This is a genomic window from Vibrio barjaei, from assembly GCF_001639065.2.
GTDB lineage: Bacteria > Pseudomonadota > Gammaproteobacteria > Enterobacterales > Vibrionaceae > Vibrio > Vibrio barjaei.
The window spans coordinates 61,389-84,557 of the sequence record NZ_LQXO02000028.1 but is presented as its reverse complement, the minus strand read 5'-3'; the positions used below and the strand labels follow the sequence as shown (position 1 = coordinate 84,557).

Here is a 23,169-nt window from a genome sequence, read left to right as displayed (position 1 = left end):
CCGAACGCCCATTAAACATTTATCTTTAAAAACATATGGTTAAGATGAATAAAAACGCCAGATCATAAGATCACTTAATCATATTAGATCAGTATTATCAGTAAAGATCAGTTTATTAAGAGCAATAAAATAGATCTTTATTTATTCGGTATTATTCTTTATTCTATGGAACAATATCGAATTTACGGATAGTGTGATATAGATCCAATCATGAACAACGATGAAAAATTATTGATCCGATCTCCACGAGATCACAAAGGCGGACATCTTTTTGAAGTGACAGAAACGTCTGTCGATTGGATTGAGCAGTATCAGCACTTCAAAGGCGTAACCAAGAGCATTTTGGAATTACTGAATCTTATCTCTTTACGCGGATTCAGTTCTAAAGACGGCTACGTGTCAACGACTGAATTAATCGACGCCACTGACGGTAAACTAACTCGTGCTGCTATTCAGCAGCGTTTAAGGGCAGCTGTAAATATTGGTTTGTTCAGCCAACATGGTGTTAAGTTTGAGGAAGGCCTCGCCGGCAAGACAATGCTTCATCGGTTTATTAACCCTAATCAATTGGTCTCCGTTTTGGGCGCAACAAGCCTTGTAACCGAATCGGTTAAGCAATCCGAAAAGCAAAAAAAATCAAAAGCATTGGCTCAAACGCAAGTGAATAAACGCTTGTTGAATGAACATGGACTTTATACGCCACCAGCTATGCGCGATGAAGCAGATCAGTTTGTGGTATCTCCAACAAACTGGGCTGGCATTATCGACCAAGCACTCGCTCCGCCTCGTACACGCAAGAGCTATCAGAAGTCCATGGTATCTATCTCAGGTACCAAAGCGGTGATTGAAACTCGATCATCGAAGAATATCATGACTGTTGATGATCTCATGACGTTATTCGCACTGTTTACGTTAACGGTGCAATACCATGATCATCACCACGAAGAGTATCATCTTGATGCTAAGCATGTGCCTAACAAGACTCCTTTGTATATCACGGATATCCTTTCTCTTCGTGGTAAAAAAGACAGTGGCCCTGCACGTGATTCCATTCGTGACAGTATTGATCGAATTGAATTTACCGATTTCCAATTGCACGAACTTACAGGTCGTTGGCTCAGCGAAAATATGCCTGAAGGATTCAAGAGTGATCGTTTTAGGTTTATTGCAAGAACGATCACCGCATCGGAAGAGGCACCGCGCGAAGGCGCTGATGGTGAGATCAAGATCAAACCTAATTTGTATATCTTGGTTTGGGAACCGTCATTCTACGAAGAGTTATTGACGCGAGACTATTTCTTCTTGTTTCCACCTGAAATTCTAAAACAGCACACCTTGGTATTTCAGTTGTACTCTTATTTCAGAAGTCGTATGGCACGACGTCATACCGATACTCTCCTTCTTTCCGAGCTAAATCAAAAGCTTGCTCGTAACATAGAATGGCGACGCTTCTCAATGGATCTTCTTCGTGAGCTTAAGAAACTAGCAGAAGGATCTACAAGCAATGATCAATTTGATGTCAACTTATGGGGCTATCATCTGACGCTAAAATGCATGGATCCTGATGCAAAGCTACCAGATTATCAGGTTGATATTCGTTGTGATGTGGAAGAAGTGTTGCGTTACTCAAGAGCAAGAACCACGAATGCAGGAAAGCGGAACATGGCGCCAACCTTACCTAACCCATTGCGCAATGAGTTAGTGACGCGTAAGCAACTTGATGAGCTGTCGACAATCATTGACGGTGAGTTCGAGCCAATTCAGCGCAAAGCACCGTCTCCAAGAGGAAACTTGGGGCGTAGAGTGAAACAGAGAAAACACTTAGTTGAAATCAATGCGGATGAAATTACCATCATCCTGTCTAAATATACTTCATTAGAAGCTCTAGAACGCAGTGTAACGGCATTATCAGCCATGACAGGGCATTCGGTCGCCTCAATCAAACAAGAGTGCTCAGAGCTTATGGAGAAGCTGGATTGGTTGCGTGTTGATGACCAGGTCATTCCGTATGAAGTGTTAAGTCGAGTTGTGGAGTTATATAACTCTCGACAAGAAAACAAGCACTTGTCGATTGAACGATTGATCTCAGCGTTGGCTGTTCGTAAAAAAGTATGCAAACAAGTGCACGAAGGGCATATCGATGAAACGGTATTTCGAGTGCTAGATGAGGTCGCTATTTAGCGCTAATTTAACCCCTTGTTACACATAGAACTAACTTGTTAGGAATAACACATAACGCTGACAATAAGCTGACAAAGTAACAAGCGTGGTTGGCTAATATTTATTCCGAATAGACAACCTTTTGTCCTTTCTAATGAAATAAGTAGATTGGCTCATATTGTTACATTCATTCTGATATATTTTTGCGAGTTCAATTTGGACTCGCTTTTTTTTGTCTGAAATTCGACTATTACCCCATTTCTGGGTGAGATGAAGCTAATATCTGGTGCGGGTTTAGAGGAGAAAAAGGAGATCTCGATCAAGTTGATTTTCTGAGGTGGAATCTCCTAAATGTAATCCCACAGCTGATGGATTTCAAAGTTTAAAAACCGCTTTCTAAAACTTCTGTTTAGAACTATTGCCCCTATCACATTCTGACTCAGTTTTTCTTAACAACAAAATTGTCGTTTGCTACAGATTAGGTGTTCAGACATGGTTCATCAGGAGGTAACAATGTCCATTAATTCAATCGACCATGACGAAATGACATCCATGACAAGTAAGTGGGATCACTCTGAGGAAGTCCAAGAAAACATACGTCCTGCGAAACAAGGAAAATCCGCAGAAGCTAGACGTCGCATTGAAGCGTTGAGGGAAATCAGAGAAAGTGGTCTAACTCTCGAAGAAGCAAGAGAGCTAGGCTTGATTCACTAGTATTGGATAACCAGATAGGGTGGCTAAGGCCACCCTTTGTATTTTCTATCGATCCCAAATCACACCCTTTCATTTGAGTTTAATACTTCATCAATGGTATATTCTGCTCCCTTGCCAACATCAACTGACTAAATACCATGTCCCATAATTTGTCGCTTCTCCCACCCTCTGAAAAGAATAAAGTTGAACTTGATAAACAAGCTTCCTTTGTTGTGTGGCAATTAAAAGAAGCCAAAGCGGGGCCTGAAGCTATACGCGAGCAACTCGAAAAGATAGCGGATGAGGCTGAACAAGCATGGTTTGAACAGTGTGTCGACAAATACAAAAGAATGATGGGAGTGATGTAAGCGCCATTCACGGCGTTCACAATTGAATTGTACCGACGATTTGATAAAATCCTCCGCGTTAAAATGAATTAGAGAGAACATCCCGATGGGAAGAAGTTTTGAAGTGCGCAAGGCCTCAATGGCCAAGACTCAGGGCGCGAAAATTAAAGTTTATTCCAAGTATGGTAAAGAGATCTATGTAGCTGCTAAGAACGGTGGTGCAGATCCAGAAATGAACCTTTCACTTAAGCACCTGATTGCTAAAGCTAAAAAGGATCAAGTTCCTGCTCACGTTATCGATAAAGCACTAGACAAAGCTAGCGGTGGTGGTGGTGAAGATTACCAGCCTGCACGTTACGAAGGGTTTGGTCCTGGTGGCGTTAGTGTCATCGTTGACTGTCTAACAGATAACGGCAACCGTACTTTCCAAGATGTTCGTCAATGCTTTGTTAAGACTGGCGCAAAGATTGGTAGCCCTGGTACTGTGGCTCACATGTTCGATCACCAAGCGGTGTTCCAGTTCAAAGGTGATGACGAAGAAGCGGTGCTTGAAGCTCTGATGATGGCAGATGTTGATGTAACTGATATCGAGCTTGAAGATGGCGTCATCACGGTATTTGCACCACATACTGAGTTCTTCAAAGCGAAAACGGCATTGAATGCAGAATACCCAGACCTAACGGTTGATGTAGAAGAAATTACGTTTGTACCGCAAACTCATACTGCAATTGCTGGCGAAGATGCTGAGAAATTCCAAAAATTCCTCGACATGCTAGATGACTGCGATGATGTTCAGCAGGTTTACCATAACGCAGAGCAATAATACGCTCGTAATGAAGAAAAAAAGAGTCGACATAGTCGGCTCTTTTTTATTGCCGTTTTTTCAGTTCTAAACGGCGACTAAATATCATGCTCTCAGAAGCATGATCAAGGTACTCTGCCATGATCATGCTTCCTTGCTTTTAATCTTTCTTGGAGCGCATACCCAAGCTGCGAAGTTTCTCACTTGAGGCAAGACCGTAAGGTTTAACAACAGTGCACATGGCCAAGCAATAAGAAAACTCTGTAGCCATATCGGTGGCCATGCGCTACTAAAGCCCATTTTGTATCCTGAGATAATGCCGGACATCATGATTCCCATAGTTAGAGATGAAAGTAGGGCTGATACCCAAAATTGTTTTTTACTCATTGTTATTCTCCTGTTGATTTTTGTTACAAGAAGTATAAACCTATTCATAAATAGATAATATTGGGTAATTTAGAATTGTGGATTCCATATTTGGGTATATAGATGACGTCTACTTGTTTTGTAAGGTCGTGGAACACGGCTCAGTCTTAAAAACCGCTAATCTATTGGGTGTGCCTCAATCGACAGTATCAAGACGTATCTCATCACTTGAGGAGCGTTTAGGACTGCGTTTGCTAGAGAAGAAGGGTAGGGAATTAGCTGCGACTGAAATTGGTAAGCTCGTTTTCGATCAACTGAGCAGTGGTATCGAGCAGATCGAAATAGGGCTGGGTAATGTAACAGAACAAACAGAACAGGTTGCGGGTACGGTACGTTTGTCCGCCCCTCACAGTTTCTATCACTCTTTCGTAGCACCTGTGGTTGAAGGGTATTTAAAGCAATACACTAAAGTTCACATCGATCTCGCTTTAAACCATGATCAGCAAAAGCCACAGACCAATCGAGAGTTGTTGATTACTTTTGATATCAGTGAGATGGATGATCTCATTGCTCGACCACTGTTTACAGCACGTCACGGCTTTTTTGCGAGTGCTGAGTACTTAGCTAATCGTAGCCAAATTACGCACATTGAGCAGTTACAAGAGCTAGATTGGCTTGCCATAGATAATAGTCAGAAGCTGGCGATTTACCGTGATGACGCTCTTGAGCAAAGCATGACGATAAAACCTAGGCTTGTTGTCAATGATATCCAAGCGTTACTCGATGCAGTTGAGCGAGGCTTAGGAGTTGCATCACTACCTTTACGGCATGTGCGTGGCAACTCAAATTTAGTTCATCTGCTGCCTGAGCACTATCGTAGTGACCGACAGGCGTTTTTGGTGTACAAAGATAGGAAATACCAACCAAAGGCCGTCAAATCGCTAATAGACGCGATTTTATCTAGTGCAGATACGATGGATGCCGCGGTAAACCCCACCAGCAATTAAAGGAGTACAAATGAAAGTTAGTTTTATTGGATTAGGCGTTATGGGATACCCAATGGCTGGTCATTTGGCTAAAGCAGGATTTGAGGTTTGCGTATTTAATCGCACTACAGAAAAAGCGAAACGCTGGGCGGAAGAATACAATGGTCGATATCATGAAACAGTGGTGGATTGTGTTAAAGACGCCGATGTGGTGGCGGTATGCGTTGGCAACGATGATGACGTTAGACAGATGACCACATCCGCGACAGGTGCCATTGCGAGCATGAAGAAAGGGGCTATTCTCGTTGATCATACGACTACATCAGCACAGTTGGCAGAAGAGCTTGGAGCTGCGTGCGATAAAGTGGGTGTCCGTTTTATGGACGCTCCCGTATCTGGAGGACAGGCTGGCGCAGAAAATGGTGTGCTGACCATCATGTGCGGTGGCGAACAAGCAACTTTTACCGCTTTGCAGCCAGTATTTGATGCTTATGGTAAGTCATCGGTCTTGATGGGGACTGTTGGTCAAGGACAGCGAGCAAAAATGGTTAACCAAGTATGTATCGCTGGTGTTCTAACAGGGTTGTCTGAGGGATTAATACTCGCACAAAAGAGTGGCTTAGATATTCCTTCATTAGTTGATTGCTTGAAAAATGGTGCGGCGGGTTCTTGGCAGATGGAAAACCGTGCCAAAACCATGGATGAAGATAAGTTTGACTTTGGCTTTGCCATCGATTGGATGATTAAAGATCTCGGTTTTTGTTTGGATGAAGGTGCTCGTCAGGGCATTCGACTTCCACTGACGGAACAGACGGTCGAAAGATACAAAGCACTCTCTTCGCAAGGTGAAAATCGTTCAGATACGTCTGTTTTACTTAAAGCAGTTCGCAAAGACGCTGAATCGTAACGTTTACAGTGTAAATGAAGCGTTGAGCGGTAGTCGACTAATCAAGCCGACACCGCTCACATCGTTTCTTTCCAGTTAGCCAGCCCGATATTTGGTAGCGATTACGAGCAAATTTCAGGTACGCCCAGTCGCAAATAGGCTTGAAGAGTGGCCATCGTGTGAATCCATATAGATAGGGTTTTCCTACTAGGCTCCATGCTCTATGAGTAACGTCCAAACCGAGAAGCAATTTTCCTTCTGTATCGTAGGCATGAAGGCGCTCTGATGCTTCTTTAGGATCGATATTAGGAAAGGCCTCAAACTCTGTAGAGAAAATGTCGATAAGTTTAATGGCTAGTGCTTTGTCATGATGCTTTAGAGATTGCATTTCTTTGACACAAAGCGGGCACGTTCCATCAAAAAACACGATAAGTTGGGTCGACATATCAATTCCCTTCTTTGTTTTTAGCTTTTGTCTTCTTTTATTCCTAATACTTGTTTCCAGTTCATATCGATCTGTTGGAAAGTCATTTCACATTTATCTTTTTGCTCCTCTCTATAGTCTTCTTCTATCTCATCCAGAAGCGTGGCATGGTTCTCTGGGTCACTACCATATACTAGACAAAGTGTGCTGAAATAACGTTGTAGATCAAAACTATGCTCACCGATATACTCGGCAAAATCGTAATAGTCGGGCCGGTCTTCGGATTCAAAGGAAAACATATCTGCAGCGCTGATAGTGGCATCGGCACCATTTTCTACGTAGTTGAGCATTAACACTGCCGCAAAGTTATCTACGGCATCTTCTTCTTTACCTAGAATAGGAATGCCATGATCCGCGACGTAAGCATGTCCTGCTTCATGCAACAAAGTATGAAGCAGAGTATCAAGCGCTCCATCCTTAGCTGGTTTGCCAAATTTCTTTTGGTAATCGTTGTTTAAAAAGTAGTTGAGTGAGTCGGTATAGAATGCATACGGAATATGCACGACATGAGCTTGAGGATCGTAAAGTGGTCCGTCATCACCGCCATATTGAATCGTTAGGTCGTTGTTAAATGGAAAGTAAGCATCTGAGAGCTGAACCACCAGCTCATTTATTTTGCTTTGATCGATTGCAGTTTTCGCTTGTTGTTCTGACGTTGTATTTGTATCGCCATAGCTAATATTGACTGCGCTTATTGCAGTGAATGGTGCCAATAGAGCGACTGAAAAAACAGTCCTTGTTAGTATAGATTTCATTCCGTTATCCATATATTCGATGGTTCAATTAGTCGCAATGGCCTGTCTGTGGTACACTGCGCGATTAATTTAGTGTAGTTCTTCTTTTTATATTCATAAACTCAATGTAGCCAATAGGTTAACAGTGTTTCTGTTGATTAACTATGGCCACATATTTGCCGATTCTTCCCGGCACCTTAAGAAGTGATAGATAGTCTAAACAAGGTCGTTTGGTGTCTGCGTAAAGCGAGTCGCCATCTATTCTATTTCTACTACACTTTACAATTTAGTCGAACCTCATTAAGGAAGATGAGCGATAAAGCAAAAAAAGAGGTTATATGAACAACACCATCTCTGTTGGCACGTTAGAATCTTTTTTGATCGCTATCAGCGTTCTTTTTCTGGGACACATCATTAATAGTAAGCTCCCTGTTCTAAAAAAATACAACATCCCCGAACCTATCGTTGGTGGATTAATCGTTGCCCTTATCATTACGGTTTTACACTTTAACAACGTTAATCTTGAGTTCTCGTTACCCTTGCAGAAAACATTTATGTTGATGTTTTTTAGCACCGTTGGACTGGCGGCTAACTACACCCAACTGATGAAAGGTGGCGCTAAAGTCTTTGTCTTTTTAGCGGTCGCATCGGTATATATTATTATCCAGAATAGTGTCGGAGTTGGATTAGCCACTATGCTCGGCTTAGAGCCGTTAATGGGATTAATTGCAGGTTCTATTACCCTGTCGGGCGGACATGGTACCGGGGCTGCTTGGGCTCAAACCTTTACCGAGACGTACGGCATCAGCAACACACTAGAAATTGCTATGGCTTCTGCAACCTTTGGTCTAATTATCGGCGGTATTATTGGTAGTCCTGTCGCACAACGACTAATCGATAAGAATAACTTCGAGTCAGAGTATGGCCGAGGCAATGATACTCATGAGCGCTTCCCTGAATTGGTAACCTATAACGAGTACGAAAGAGATCGAGTGACTGCTAAGAAGGTTATTGAAGTTCTGTTTATCTTACTCATTTGTGTGACTGGAGCAAAGTATTTACATGCGTGGGTTAATACATTTGAAATATCTTGGTTAATGATACCGGACTTTGTTTATGCGTTATTTATCGGTGTGTTCATTACCAACATCTGTGAAGTAACCAAAAGTTATAAAGTGGATGCAGAAACGGTCGATATTCTCGGTACAGTGTCGTTATCGCTTTTCTTAGCAATGGCATTGATGAGCCTTCAGCTATGGAACATCTTTGATCTGGCGATTCCTTTCTTAATCATACTCGCCGTGCAGTCTGTTATTTTGGGGCTGTTTGCTTATTACATTACGTTTAGAGTAATGGGCAAAAACTACGATGGAGCCGTCATAGCCGGTGGGCACTGTGGGTTTGGTTTAGGGGCTACGCCGACTGCAGTTATGAATATGGGGTCCATCGTTAATCGATTCGGACCATCTCCTCAAGCCTTTATGGTCGTGCCTATTGTTGGGGCATTTTTCATCGACATTGTGAACCTAATCATCCTACAAGGATTTATCACAGTAATCGGCTAAGATTAAGCTTAAAACTCTTCCCGAAAAGTCTCGTATTTGCGAGACTTTTTTCGTTTTTGAGACAAACTAAAAATACTTCCCCAAAAAGTTTCATTTCGTCAATTTATCTGATATCTAAATGTAAAATAAAAGTAAAATTTCGAGCTTGGGCTAGTATGTCCATTCGCGCAAGCAAGGCTGGCTAGAACTGATAAAAGATATTGCTTCCTGGCGTCGGGAGCAATTCAAGGAGTAAATCATGAGTGCGTTGTCTCTATTTGGGTTAGCAAAAGTGTCTGGTACGTTAGTAATAGATGCTCAAGGAAAACTCACCATTCTTCCGGAGGGAAGTGAACCTAGACCGGGAGACGTTGTCATCAACGTTTTGAACGATACAGAAGTGGGCGAGGATATAAACCTTGTATTGATTCAAGAAGAGGGTGAAAGCCAAGAGATAGATGTTTCTGATATAGATGCCGAAGAAATCATCGCTGCCATTGAGGCCGGAGAAGACCCGACTCAAAATGAAGATCAAGCTACCGCTGCAGGTGAAGCGAATGGTTCAAGCCCAACGACTACAGGTGCTATTGAACGTGATGGTTCGCAAACGCTGGCTAAAACTCAGTTCGACACATCTGGTCTTGAGGCGCAAGGGCTAACCGCAACGCAATCGAATACACTTCTTCAGATTCTCGTCAACTCAGCACCGCAAATTCTTAGTGAAGCTCTAGCTGGAAACGCAGTGGAAGCAGGTCATAACTCTGATGGTAGCGATTTTGATGGTACTGCTGAGCTGACCGGCCAGCTTTCAGCAACCGACCTTGAATTTGACGATGGAACTTTGACTTGGAGTGTGACTTCTACTCCGGAAAATCTTTCTGACTACGGCGAGTTTGAGCTCGCCGACAATGGAGAATGGACTTTCCGTTTAAATAACGATTCCGATGCCACACAAGCTTTAAACGTCAATGATACTGTGACACTCTCCTTTACCGTCCAAGTCACCGACCCCCTAAATTCCTCTACGTCACAGCCATTTGTAATCACTATTAGTGGCACTAACGATAAACCTGTTATCAGTGCAAATAGCGAAATCAGTGGTGACGTTGTCGAAGCTGGACACAATGATGACGGTTCAGAGAACATAGGAACGGCATCGGTGAGCGGACAGTTGAACGCCACAGATGTAGACTCTCCAATCGAAAGTTTGGTTTGGTCGGAAGACGGCGATATGTCTTCTGCATATGGAGATTTTTCGATTACAGAAGCTGGCCTCTGGACATTTGAACTTGATAACACTGCAGATGAAGTTCAAGCCTTACGAGAAGGGCAATCAACTTCTCTTGAATTCAAAGTCAAAGTCACTGACGACCAAGGCGTCGATGTCTTTCAAACGATTGTTGTCAATATCCAAGGTACGAATGACAAGCCAGTAATTGACTCCGAATTGGTAACGGAAGGTGAAGTCAGAGAGTCTGGGCATTTTGACAATGGTACTGAGGATGCCGGAGCGCCAAGTACAGGTGGTCAACTTTCAGCGACAGATGTGGATTCTTCTAACCTAACGTGGAGCCCAGTAGGCGACGTTAGCAACCCGTACGGCACGTTCAGTATCACTAGCGATGGCTTATGGAGTTTTGTTATTGATAACGAAGCTGATGCCGTAGAAGCGTTAGCTGAAGGTGACGAAGTTCCTCTGAGTTTTACCGTTCAAGTTGAAGACGAACAGGGCGCTGTGGTTACTCAAATTATCTCGGTGACTGTTAAAGGGACGAATGATGTACCAGTCATAGACGATGTTGACAGTAAAGGTCGAGTTCGTGAAGCAGGTGATGATGACAATGGTAAAGCTGTCACAACAGGTTTTATTGATGCGTCGGATGTCGATAATGGAGCGGAGCTGAGTTTCACACTCAAAGAGCCAGCAGACACCACTTACGGCACATTCAGTGTTGATGAAGAAACAGGTGACTGGCGTTACGAGCTGAAGGATGATCTGCCTACGACCGATGCGTTGGCAGAAGGTGAGAAGAAACGTCTTGAATACACGGTAGTCGTGGAAGATGAACATGGTGCTAGTGTTGAGCAGACGATTCGAATTGTTGTCAAAGGCAGCAATGATGCACCAGTAATTGACGAAGACGAAAGCGACCTTACGGGTGCAGTTACTGAGTCTGGTGGCATCAATGTAGGGTCACCTGAAGCAACGGGGACCATAGTTGCTAATGATGTAGATACTGGGCACGACCTTACTTTCTCAGTTACTGATGGTACCTCACAGTACGGTCAGTTCGTTATCACTGACCCAAAAACGGGGGAGTGGAAATTTGTTTTAGATAACGAATCAGACGCCGTTCAGAAGCTGGCTCAAGGTGAGACATTGCCAATTACCTTTGACGTCATCGTTGAAGATGAGTGGGGAGCAACTGACACTGAAGTGGTAACAATTACTATCAACGGTACCAATGATAGACCTGACTCCGAAAATTTCTCAATCACACTTTCCGGAGATGATGCGATTCCCGTCATTTTTGATACTGGCGAAGGTTCGATTGAGGGTGATGGAACCGACCATATCTCCGACTATGAAGATGATCGTAGTACCACTGATGGAAAGTCACTGTCAGTTGTAATCACTGAGCTGCCTTTAGGCGGTACACTTCTCTACACTGAAAACGGTGAAACTCGAGCGATTGTTGAAGCTGACCTCCATGTCGAAGGAGGGGCTAACGGCACTCCGTTTAATCCAGATAATATTTCCTATCTACCTGATGAAAGTGCTCAAGGCTTTGTTTTAGGTGTTAAAGATTCGCAAGGGTTGGACAGCGAAGCCAGTTCGCAAACAGATTTCTTAAACTGGGGCTCTCCTGGTGATAATCCTGGAGAACGTATTTTAACTTTGGGTGATGACTCGATCAGGATTACCTCAACTGGCGGGGATCTAACTCAGTACCGGGGAGACGCTAATCACGTTGGATTTGGTCTTGGTGTCGGTGGCGGACAAGGCATCAATGAGGGAGAGACTATTTCGATTGATTTCTCCGAGAGACCAGCCACTTCAGTGACATTAGGACTAGATGGTCTAGGTGGCTATTTTGATGAAAACCTCAACAATGCCAACGAGTCATCAGTACTCGTTACCGTTACCTTAAGCGACGGTTCTACGAGAGTTCTAGATCCGATTCAAAAGACGACGTCTGGTAATAGCGATCTTGATTTAGATATTACGATATCAATCGATGACCTTTCTGGCGCGGAAGGGTTACAAATATATGGTGTCACGGTTGGAACTGAAGGTAATGGAAACTGGGAACTAAGATACCTAGAGACTAGTTTAGAAGACTCCTTTGATTATAAAGCACTTGATTCTGATGGCGCATATAGTGATGAATCAACAGTGACTATCGATGATCAACGTACCAACCTAGCACCCGATGCGATTGATGATCCAGAGTCTTATAGCCTTGTTCAAGGTGATATGGGATCGGGCGATCAAGGTTGGGATATGGTTGACAGCATTCAGGCGAAATATGATGGCCAAACTGTTAACTACAATATCGACGGCACTGACCGTATTGGTATTCCTGATGGCACTACCAACGGTGGCCCTGAATCTCAAATTCAATATAACCGAAATGAAGAAGAGTCTGAGCAGCTCATTATCACACTTAAAGAGCCAGCTGTAGATGGGGCTTTTTCTGTAACCAATTTGTTCGCTAATGAGGGTGGTGTAGGCAGTCATGAACAAGGTAAGTGGAGTGCTTATTTAGGCGACACTCTGGTTGCCAGTGATTATTTCCATAACGAGTCAGGTAATAAAGGCACGTTTGATATTGAAACGGGCGGTTTTGCCTACGACAAATTGGTATTTGAGTCCGTTGATTTTACAGGTGGTCCTGCACGTGGTACTGACTCTTCCGATTATTTCCTTCAGGGTATTGAAGTGGTCGGTGCGGGCGCTTATGTCTTTGACCATGATGAACCTGTCGTCATTCCGCTTTCAGAGCTTTTATCTAACGACGATGCAGTGGATGGTGATGATATTCGTATTACTTACGTATTCGGTGAGACGCAAGGTGATGCGCGTATTGAAGGTGATAATGTCATTTTCGATTTGCCTGAAGGCTTTGCGGGTCGCACTGAGTTCCAGTACCAAATTACCGACGATAAAGGTGGCTTTGACACTGCAACAGTGAATGTTCTTGTCAACCCTGGACCGATTTCAGTCAGCGGGTTTGAGATAGGTACGGCTAGTGTTGAAGAAGGGGAGAGCTTCTCCTATAACGTGACTCTGGACGGTTCTACCAATGTGAAGACTTTCTTTGACATTGAGTTTGGCGCTAATGGCGATGAGGCTTCAGCTAATGATGTTGACCCATCGACTATGACCTTCAGCAATGGGGTCACTTACAACGAGGTGACCGGAGAGCTTGAAGTTCCTGTTAACGTTTCTGAATTTACGATTACGTTGCCTACAATCGATGATAATCGTTATGAGGGTGATGAAGGCTTTACTCTGGTAGTCGATGGTCAATCTGCCGCTGGAGATATTCTAGATAACGATCCAATTACCCTTTCACTGACTGGTGGTGGGGAAGTGAGCGAAGACGCAGGAAGTGTTCCGTTCACTCTGTCTTTAAGTAATCCTTCTGATATTGCTCTTACGGTAGCGCTCGATCGAATCGATGTAGACACCGAAGATGATGATTTCTCTACCACGACGGCGAGCTATAACGATGGAAGTACTGATGTTCCACTGCCGATCGTTAATGGTGAGATCACCATTCCTGCTGGGGTTACCAACGTTAATATCCAAGTAGGTATCCAAGATAACGATGTCTATGAGCAGGATGAAAACTTTACGTTAAAAGTAACAGAGCCAGCGGGTGTTACCGTCAACGGTAACGTTGGCGTATCAGCTGATGCCACTATCTCTGACGATGGTCAGATAGATGGGCAACCTGGTGGTGACAATGATAATGATGCTCCAATTCTAGATTTGGATACGAGTGAAAGCGGCACTGGCTATGCCGCGACTTTCACGGAAGGGGACGCTCCGATTAAAGTCGTTGATAGCGATATGGACATTACTGATGACATTGACGTTATCACCAGTGCAGAAATTAAACTCACTAACCCTCAAGCGAATGACTCTTTTGTTGTTAATGGTACATTACCAAATGGCTTAAGCTACATTTCAAGCACTGTTGCAGGGGCTCTAATCTTAACCATAAGTGGTGAAGGGACAGCGGAAGATTACGAAGCAGCACTTCAACTTCTCGAATTTAGTAATGACAGCGAAGACCCCAATACTGATCCTCGCTCAATAACCATTCAAGTATTTGATGATCAAGGTGTGGGATCGAACACTGCAACATCAACAATAGCGGTTGTACCAGTCAACGATCTACCTGAGTCGGAAGACTTTAGCTTTAGCGTGTCGGGTAACGATCCTGTTTCCGTCATTTTTGATACCGGAACGGGCTCTATTGAAGGCGATGGAACTGATCATATCTCCGACATCGAAGATGATATGAATGGTCAGCAAGTGCAAGTCAAAATTACGGAGCTTCCGATTGGCGGTACTCTCTATCATGATGGCGAGGAAATCACTCAAACAAATGTCGCCAACGGTGATACGTTTGATCCAACTAAGATAACCTATGAGCCTGATTCAGATGCTCAAGGCTTTATCCTTGGTACCAAAGTAGTGCCAACATCAAGTGATATGGAAAGCACTCAAGATGAGTTTTACAACTGGGGTACTGAAGTCGATGGTAAGAATCGAGTATTAGAGCTCTCTAACAGTGACGGCAGCACAGACAATATCACCATTAACAGTAACAAAGGCAATCTCACTCAGTATCGAGGTGATGTCCAAGATAATCATGTTGGTCATGGCTTAGGTATTGGTGGCGGCCAAGGTATTAATGAAGGTGAGCTGTTATCTATCAACTTTGCGGATCGTCCAGCCACACACGTCACCCTTGGCTTAGATGGCATGGGAGGCTATTTCTATAGTGGCTTAGGTGGCCAAAACGAATCGGCTGTTACGATTAAGGTCACACTCAGTAATGGCGATACCGTCAATTACACACCTGATGTACAAAAAGATACGTCAGGAAATGACGTTTTATTCCATGAGCTGAGCTTCTCAATTGATGATTTAGGCGATGTCGAAGAAGGAGCCTTAATTGCGGGAGTAAGCGTTGGTACTGATGGCCGAGGTAACTGGGAGTTACGCTATCTAGAAACTGCCCTGAACGACAGTTTTAAATACAAAGCAGTTGACTCCGATGAAGGTGAAAGTTCTGAATCTATTGTAACCATCGTTGATGAGCGTGAAAACAATATGCCACCAACGCTCGATCTTGACTTGAGTGCTGACGGTACAGGCTTCGATACGAACTACCAAGAAGGTGATAGTGCTATTGAGGTTGTCGATAGTGACATCACCATTTTTGACGAGAAAAATGTCATTCATGAGGCCGAAATTGTCTTTACCAATCCAAAAGCGGGTGACAATTTTGGGATTGATGGTGCGACTAACCCGCTGCTTAGTGGGATTAGTTATACAACAGAAGTACTCGATTCTGGTGCAATTAAAATCACTTTAAGCGGAGAAGCAACACCTGCCGATTATGAGGCTGCTATTCAGCTAATTGAATTCTCCAACTCCTCACAATCTCCGGATGATGAGGACAGAGTCATTGAAATCACGACATTTGATGATGCAATGCAACCATCAAATACAGCAGTTTCTACCATTAACTTTACTGCAATCGCTGATCTAGTTGTTGCCGCCGCGATTGGTGATGAAGACAACAAGATTGCGTTGGATATACAACTGCCTGCGAACAGTGATGCAACAGAAGTTGTGATTAGTGGTATTCCTGAAGGAGCAACCTTATTCTCAGGTACTGATGAGATAGTCGTGACCAACAATGCGGCAAATATTATGCCATCACAATTAGCTAATTTATCCATTAAGCCACCACAAGATAGCGATGTCGATTTCACTTTGTCGGTGTCCGGTCGTGATGCAAATGATAATGTGGTAGAGCAGCATGATTTAGCGGTTACAGTCCGACCAGTAACAGATAGCCCAACATTAATTGTGTCCGGCGAGGACATTGTTTCTGCAATCAATTTTGAAAATGTTAATCTGGGTAATAGCAGCTGGAAAGGCAATATTAGTGGAGCGCAACTCAGTGTCGATACTCCTGATGGCTTAAATAGTGGTGATTGGGGCGTTATTACAAATAGAGGCGAAGTCGGTAAAGAAGGCGTTTATCTGGGGAATGGTGAGCAAAACCAGATCTTTGAAATAGAAGGGCGTAGTGGCCAACAAGACTCTTTATTTACTAGCTTTGCAGGGACTCCAGGCCAATTCTACGAGTTAAACTTCGATGCTGCGGCTAGACGTAGCGATTCACCGATGGATGTTAAGCTTGAAAAAGAGACCTCACCGGGTGTTTGGGTTGAAGTGGAAACCTTGCGTTCCTATGGCAGTGGAGAAGATCATAACCTAGTGGTAAAAGACTGGTCTGAAGATGAACAGCTCTTCTTCCAAACTCTGGATAGCTTTAATTATCGAGTCGTCTTTGAGTCACCTGAGCAGAATAGCTATGGGGCATTACTTGATAATATAGTGCTTTCGACACGAAGCAATGTAGGCTATGAGGATACCTTCATTGATATTAGTGATATCTCTGCCAGTCTAAATGATACCGATGGTTCAGAAGTACTGACTTTACTGATTCAAGGGCTACCACAAGGTGCAGTTGTCAGCAACGGCACTCAAACTTCGATCATAGGACCTTCTGGAGAAATCGATATATCTGATTGGAGTGACCTGAATGATCTGCAGATTAAAGTGGCTGATGTTGGAACCTATCCTATTACAATCAAAGCGATTGCCTCTGAATTGGATGGTACCTACTCTCCGGTAGATGAGGTTGTCTCGGAATCGATTAACCTTATCGTCTTAGATAACCCAGAGCCGTCCGCACCAAATACACCTCCTGAAGTCATAGATTTTGAGTTTTTTGCGCCGGATGACACTATTCCACTCAACTTTGCAGACTTTGCTACGGATAGTGAAGATGATGCTAGTAATACAAAAGCAACTCTTGTAGAAATCACTGAGGAGCCAGAGTATGGTCAGCTTTATTTCCTGAGCAATTCTGGTGAGCGCTTCGACTTAGACGTTGGCGATGTGGTGGAAGATAGTGTCGATATATTTTACGACCTAGAAGTTGGTTTTGATGTTTCCGCGCTGGGTTATAATCCTCAAGGAGATGAGCCGTTTGGTAATGACATTGTTGTTACCGGAGGCACATACGATGGTGACAAACCTCATCTTGGCGTAGAAATGGAAGAGATAGCTTTTGATAGCGCAGGTGCAGCTAAGCAATCTGGTTTCTACACCAAGCGTGATGATGAGCGAGGTCAGGGGAAAGAAACGGAAGCCAAACAAAGTGAATTTATGTCCATTAAATTTACGGCTGGCATGATGACAAGAGCTCTTGTCGGCGTAGGAAGTCTAACTGGACAATTTAGTGCAGCGGCTAACGGTAATGGTGCGGCTCAAGTCTTTGTTTACCTGTATGCCGGTGGTGTTTTACTAGATGACAATCCAATCGTGATGGATAACGGCGTTATCGACGACCATCAAGCAATTATTGAAGTAGCATCTGATATACCATTTGATGAAATGCGCATCATGCCATTTAACGCTGAGGGCAAAGACGCTGGTTTTGTGCTTCAAAGTGTGAAGGTCACAGATGGTGAGGTAGCGGATCAATTTGATTATAGAGCTATCGATTCAGATGGACTTCCAAGCTTAGAAACGGCAACCGTTAACGTCAATATCATGCCAAACGGAAATGTGGACGAGTCTGAAGAAGTCGACTATGCGATACAAGGAGGCAGTGGCGTCACAGTTATCCATGGTACGGATGGTGACGATGTTCTATCTGGTGGACTTGGTAATGATGTATTAACTGGTGGACTTGGAGATGACACCTTCAAATGGAGTGAGGGTGACCTAGACGGCAGTCATGATGTGATTACGGACTTCTCTCAAGTTGAAGGAAACCGCGACGTTATCGACTTGTCAGAGGTATTTGAGGATAGTAATACATCATTAGAAGCTCTGTTAGATAATGTCGCCGTCGACGGAGACAAGATTACACTCACTGAAAACGATGATAATACGAGTACCTTGGTTAATGTCACCAAGGGTGATAAGAGTGTCACCATAGAACTTGAGGGTGTAACAGGGTTGTCTGAATTGGATGTTCAGCAGTTGAGCAACATCATTATTATTCATGACACCTAATCCAAGTGTATAGCAATAAAAAAGGCCGCAGTTTAATCTCTGCGGCCTTTGTGCTCTTTTTGTCCCGTCTTGAAATGTGTTTACACATTGAGGACGAGGATACATAGTTTGACTTTAACTTGCGGCGCGAACTTTACCTTGTCTCAAATCACTCAACACCTGCACTTTAGGGCCATCAGCAATAATTGCTCCTTTCTCCATGACGATGACTCTGTCTACAACATCTAGCATCGATGTTTTATGAGTAATTAAAATCAGAGTCTCGGATTCCTTGAGCTGTTTTAACTGTGTCTTGATATGCAGTTCGGAACGGTTATCCATTGAGCTTGTCGGTTCGTCCATAATCAAAATAGGTGGACGAGCTAAAAACGCTCGTGCAATGGCGACGGCTTGACGTTGACCACCGGATAGCAGTAGACCACCTTCTCCAACCTGACGTTCAAGACCAGCAGGATCTTGCTGAGTGAATACGGTCACCCCTGCACGGTTTGCGGCATCCATAACATCACGGTCGTCGACCAACGGCCTTCCGAGAGTAATGTTATCGCGAATAGAGCCATAGAACAGGGCACAATCTTGCGGGACACAGCCTATATTGCGTCGTACATCCACGTGATGTAATTGAGCTATGTCTGTTTCGTCAATTCGCACATGACCCTCTGTAGGCTGATACAGGCCCATGATGAGGCGCTCTAGCGTGGTTTTACCTGAGCCAATACGTCCAATAATCGCGACTTTTTCACCAGGTTCAATAGTTAGGCTCAGATCTCGAATGGACGCCATTGGAGAATCAGGGTAGTGAAAGGTTACGCGATCCAATTCGATTTTGCCGTGGATGATTGGGCGATGAATATAGCGCTTTCCTTCTTCTTGTTCGTCGGGCATTGCCATTACTTGTTCAATGATGGTCATAGATGACTTCGCTTGATTGTAACGTGTAGAGAGCAATGAAAGTTGCACCAAAGGGCCAATAGCACGGCTACTTAGCATGGTCGCAGCAATCAGGCCACCCATTGTGAGTTCACCCTCCGCAATAAGATAAACACCAAGAATGATCATTCCGATGTTGGAAGATTGCTGAACAAATCCTGCGGTGTTTTGAATCCCATCCGTAATGCGCTTACTTTTGATGTTCCAGTTTGCCATGTGGGCCACTGCTTCTTCCCAACGATACTGATACTGGCTCTGTGCACCGAAGATTTTTACGGTTTCTAGGCCAGCCAAACTTTCAATAAGGTTGGCGTACTTTTGAGAAGCAAGGCGTGAGCCTTCTTCAATCGTTTTACGCAGCGGCCCTTGTATCAACATTGAGTAGATGATTAGTATCAACACGCCGATGATTGGGATAATGACAAGGTTGCCCGCCATGAGCCAAATAAGCACCAAAAATAGCAATGCAAACGGCAAGTCGATTAACGAAGCAATCGTTGCAGACGTAAAGAATTCACGAATCGATTCAAATTCTTGTAAGTGACGCGCAAAGGCACCGACAGAAGGTGGGCGTGACTCCATTCTGATGCCCATAACCTTGCTGAAAAGCTTAGAGGAAATCAGGATGTCTGATTTTTTGCCAGCAACATCAATAAAGTAGCTGCGCATCAGCTTCAGTACTAAATCGAACCCGAAGACAATAAATATCCCTGCCGCCAGTACCCATAGTGTTTCAAACGCTAGATTAGGTACTACTTTGTCATAAACAAGACGAGTGAACAGTGGTGCGGCAACGGCAAATATATTGATCAGTAGCGAGGCGATGAGCACATCACGGTAGATGCGTTTCGACTCCCACAGGGTGCCCCAAAACCAGTGACCATCGCGAGTTTTTAGGACTTCAGGTGATCGCTCGTCATATCGGAACTGCTTCTTAACCAAGAAGTAGCGGCCCGTGAATTGTTCTCTTAAATCCTCGAGCGGAACGGAAATGGGGACCATGCCGGACTCGAGTGTGATCACTTCCGCTTCATTGGCATCGGAGTCAATGCTGTTTAGTACACAAGCATCACCACCTTTTAAAAGCAGTATGACAGGGAATACTATGCTTGGGATTTTTTCTATATCAGAGCGGTTCTCTTTCGCGACCAATCCAGCGCGCTCGGCTGAGCGAGGAAGTAAGAACGGTGTGAGCTTACCTTCCGACAGGGGTAAGCCATTCACCAATGCTTCTGGAGAATTAGCTAAGCCGTAGTATCGGCTGATATAGATAAGCGAGTTTAGTAACGGATCCTTCATGGATTCTGCACCTATTATTTGTCCACGATAAAGCCTTGGAATACATCCACAAAGTGCTCAGACAAGAAGTCGAGCTGAGTTTGTGTTTCCACTCGTGAGGCAATAGTTTTAATACCCAAATTGTGCGCCGTTCTCGAAATCGATGTTAGCGTAAATTTTTGTTTCTCATCGTCAAGCTGGTGGGTATAGAGATAATCCAGTTTCACATAATCCGGTCTGAACTCGTTGAGATATTCCAGTGACTGGAAGTTCCGACCATAGTTATCAACACCGAACTTGGCACCTTCATTGCGAATAGCGTTACAGAAAAGTGCGGTATGGTGCGGATTATTGATAAAGCAGCTTTCTGGGATCTCAAAGTGTAGTTTATCGTTAATATCACGATGTTTGGCGAGCACTTGGCTAATCCAGCGAATAAAGCTTGGTTGAGCGATACTAGTTGGAGTGATGTTAATCGCCATTGAATCGGACATTTCTTCTCGTTCGAGCTTGTTAATCACCGACATAATAACGTGTTCATCAAAGATATGGCTGGCATCAAGCTGCTCTAAAGCGAGTAGGTATTGATTGGCTGTATAGCGTTCGCCATTCATTTCGATTGCGGAGAACACCTCTCGGTGATACGTCTCGCCACCACTGCTGTTTGCTGCTTGGAACCTAAAGGTCACTGCATCGTCGCTGATCGCTTCTTCTACCAGTGAACGCCATTGCTGTTTACCCATGATGACGCCAGTATGCTCACTAGAGATATAACCATAATCGATTTCCGGATTGGATTTCGCTTTGGTCAATGCGTTATCAAGCACGGAGAGCATTTGCGTTGAGTTCTTACGCTCTTCGTTAAAGACAACGCCTAGCGATGCGTTAGCTTTGCTCAGACCTGTAGGATCGGCGTTTAGATCTTGAATACAAGTAATGATGCTATTTGCCGCGAACTTCAATTCGCTTTCATCAATATTAGGGAATACAAAACCAAACTCATCGGTTGATATACGGGAAATGACAGTGTTTGGAATATTGATGGTCATCGATAAGAGATCAGACAACTCTCTTACTAATCCATCGCCAGCCTCGTAGCCATCAGCTTTGTAGGTTTGTTTAATGAATTCAGCGTGTAAGATAGCCACACCGCCTAGCGAAGATTCTGAAAGCCACTGATTTAGCTGACCCATAAAGAAGGCGCGGTTACCAAGTTGAGAGACTGGATCCATATAAGCGCGTTCACGGAGCTTCTGTGCTTCTTTCGCTTGTTGTTTGAATGACTCTTCAACATGCGCGGACATGCTATTTATACCATCAACGACGGCGATTAAGTCTTTCGTATTGGGACGAAGCAAAGGTTCACCAAATTGCTTATTCGCTACCTGCTCCATTTTGGTTACGATAGCTCTAAGTGGTGTGAGAGCTCGTCTCAGGATAAAGGCTATAGATAACAAACCTAAGGTAAAGATAACAACGAATGCGCCAGCAAGACGCTCAAACGCTTGCCAAAGCTGAGCGTAAGCTTCGCCGGGGTGACTGATGATTTCGACTTCCGCCAATTGTAGCCAACCGCTAGTAACCACGCGAGAATCATGAATGGGCGTAAATAGGTTCAGGTTGGTAAACCAATCAGGTACTCCGTTGGGTTTGATTGGATAGCTGCGGACAATCTCTTCATCGGTCTCTAGGAAAACGAGTTTTACCGTGGAATAAGTACTGCCATCAAATAGCGCATTAATCACAGATTCAACCGCAACCTTGTCTTGTGTCTTCAAGTAAGGTGCTAAGGCTAAGCCCACGGTGTTAATCGTGTTGTTCACCTCTGAGCGTTGTTGCTGCTCTAGGAAGTTTTTAGTCGTGTTGAACTCGATGATAAACACCGACGTCAATAGCATAATAAATACTGCTATCATGCCGACCACTAGCTGTCTGTATAGTGTCATAATTGTTTACTCGTCGTAATTTACCTTAGGTTTCCTTAACGTCAATGAACGCTCTCGGCTTCGCAAATCATTCCATAATTTCAGTCTCGACGACTTTCCGGCTAATTTGCCTTGGGTGGTTTTCATGGTCCACAAGTTGCGACCATTAAAGCTGTAGATCGGTAGTAAATCGCCTCGCTTAGAAGCGGGTTTAATCTCACCAATCAGGTTATCCAAAATCAGCGGTTGTGAACGCGGTGTCTCGTAGTAAGCGAGTACCATGTGAAATTGGTTCAATTCGATGGCTTTGACGTACACAAGCCTCAGTTTTTTGTCTGGAATACCGAGTTCAAGCAGTGAGAAGTACTTAGCAATAGTAAAGTCTTCACAATCACCTGCATTACTGCCCAAAAATTCTAGTGGTGTGGCCCAGTAGTCTTTCTTACCCCATAAATGTATGTCGTCGACAAAGTTGAGTTGATTGAAAAACTGATTCACTCCAGCAAGTTGCTCTTTCTCCGATTTACCCTGTAAATCTTCGATAACAGTGCGCCAAGTTTCGACACGTTTACCGGCTCGAGGCCCATACGTTTTTGCTACGGTGCTTATCCAACGCTGCTCTTGCTTGGTATAGGCGTCACTGTGCCCAGCCAAAGAAATAGCTGTGATTACCCCGCATACCAACAGTGCG

Annotated in this window: 14 protein-coding genes; 8 read left to right on the top strand and 6 right to left on the bottom strand. The window is 44.0% G+C overall.

Features of this window, described 5'->3' with window-relative positions; translation table 11 throughout:
* The first annotated feature begins 210 nt into the window (after positions 1-210).
* The 4 genes from AWH66_RS13645 (at position 211) to AWH66_RS13630 (ending at position 4,023) form a co-directional block, all read left to right on the top strand.
* Positions 211-2,181, top strand: coding sequence for a replication initiator protein RctB domain-containing protein (locus AWH66_RS13645; RefSeq protein ID WP_063602860.1), 1,971 nt, complete (start codon positions 211-213; stop codon positions 2,179-2,181).
* A 492-nt stretch (positions 2,182-2,673) separates the two neighbouring features.
* Positions 2,674-2,874 carry a PA3496 family putative envelope integrity protein gene (locus tag AWH66_RS13640; protein WP_006069716.1) on the top strand — a complete coding sequence of 67 codons (201 nt, stop codon included), beginning with the start codon at positions 2,674-2,676 and terminating at the stop codon, positions 2,872-2,874.
* Positions 2,875-3,011: 137 nt separating this feature from the next.
* Entirely contained in the window at positions 3,012-3,221 is a 210-nt protein-coding gene (locus AWH66_RS13635) for a DUF3283 family protein (protein WP_006069715.1), read from the top strand.
* A gap of 85 nt (positions 3,222-3,306) precedes the next feature.
* Positions 3,307-4,023 carry a YebC/PmpR family DNA-binding transcriptional regulator gene (locus tag AWH66_RS13630; protein ID WP_006069714.1) on the top strand — a complete coding sequence of 239 codons (717 nt, stop codon included), beginning with the start codon at positions 3,307-3,309 and terminating at the stop codon, positions 4,021-4,023.
* Positions 4,024-4,146: 123 nt separating this feature from the next.
* Here AWH66_RS13630 and AWH66_RS13625 read toward each other — a convergent pair whose 3' ends face one another.
* Positions 4,147-4,389 carry a DUF2798 domain-containing protein gene (locus tag AWH66_RS13625; RefSeq protein WP_063602859.1) on the bottom strand — a complete coding sequence of 81 codons (243 nt, stop codon included), beginning with the start codon at positions 4,387-4,389 and terminating at the stop codon, positions 4,147-4,149.
* Positions 4,390-4,466: 77 nt separating this feature from the next.
* On the opposite strand from AWH66_RS13625, the gene AWH66_RS13620 reads away from it, so the two are divergent.
* The gene (locus tag AWH66_RS13620; RefSeq protein ID WP_063602858.1) at positions 4,467-5,375 is read left to right on the top strand and encodes a LysR family transcriptional regulator; all 909 of its coding nucleotides are present in this window, start codon (positions 4,467-4,469) and stop codon (positions 5,373-5,375) included.
* Between the two features lie 10 nt (positions 5,376-5,385).
* The gene (locus tag AWH66_RS13615; RefSeq protein WP_063602857.1) at positions 5,386-6,261 is read left to right on the top strand and encodes an NAD(P)-dependent oxidoreductase; all 876 of its coding nucleotides are present in this window, start codon (positions 5,386-5,388) and stop codon (positions 6,259-6,261) included.
* Between the two features lie 37 nt (positions 6,262-6,298).
* Here AWH66_RS13615 and AWH66_RS13610 read toward each other — a convergent pair whose 3' ends face one another.
* Together AWH66_RS13610 and AWH66_RS13605 are read right to left on the bottom strand one after the other, a co-directional pair.
* Positions 6,299-6,685, bottom strand: a complete 387-nt coding sequence (locus AWH66_RS13610; protein WP_063602856.1) for a thiol-disulfide oxidoreductase DCC family protein — start codon at positions 6,683-6,685, stop codon at positions 6,299-6,301.
* A gap of 20 nt (positions 6,686-6,705) precedes the next feature.
* Positions 6,706-7,479, bottom strand: coding sequence for a DUF4344 domain-containing metallopeptidase (locus AWH66_RS13605; RefSeq protein ID WP_143081512.1), 774 nt, complete (start codon positions 7,477-7,479; stop codon positions 6,706-6,708).
* A 317-nt stretch (positions 7,480-7,796) separates the two neighbouring features.
* Between AWH66_RS13605 and gltS the strand changes: the two genes are divergently transcribed.
* The gene (gene gltS, locus AWH66_RS13600; RefSeq protein ID WP_063602854.1) at positions 7,797-9,023 is read left to right on the top strand and encodes a sodium/glutamate symporter; all 1,227 of its coding nucleotides are present in this window, start codon (positions 7,797-7,799) and stop codon (positions 9,021-9,023) included.
* 238 nt (positions 9,024-9,261) lie between these two features.
* Entirely contained in the window at positions 9,262-18,345 is a 9,084-nt protein-coding gene (locus AWH66_RS13595) for a VCBS domain-containing protein (protein WP_063602853.1), read from the top strand.
* A 114-nt stretch (positions 18,346-18,459) separates the two neighbouring features.
* On the opposite strand, the gene AWH66_RS13590 is transcribed toward AWH66_RS13595, so the two are convergent.
* Genes AWH66_RS13590 through AWH66_RS13580 form a run of 3 tightly spaced genes read right to left on the bottom strand, consistent with a single transcriptional unit; the run spans position 18,460 to position 23,165 of the window.
* Positions 18,460-20,574, bottom strand: a complete 2,115-nt coding sequence (locus AWH66_RS13590) for a type I secretion system permease/ATPase (protein ID WP_063602852.1) — start codon at positions 20,572-20,574, stop codon at positions 18,460-18,462.
* 14 nt (positions 20,575-20,588) lie between these two features.
* Entirely contained in the window at positions 20,589-22,499 is a 1,911-nt protein-coding gene (locus AWH66_RS13585) for a bifunctional diguanylate cyclase/phosphodiesterase (RefSeq protein WP_063602851.1), read from the bottom strand.
* A gap of 6 nt (positions 22,500-22,505) precedes the next feature.
* The gene (locus tag AWH66_RS13580) at positions 22,506-23,165 is read right to left on the bottom strand and encodes a transglutaminase-like cysteine peptidase (RefSeq protein ID WP_096994662.1); all 660 of its coding nucleotides are present in this window, start codon (positions 23,163-23,165) and stop codon (positions 22,506-22,508) included.
* Between the last annotated feature and the right edge of the window lie 4 nt (positions 23,166-23,169).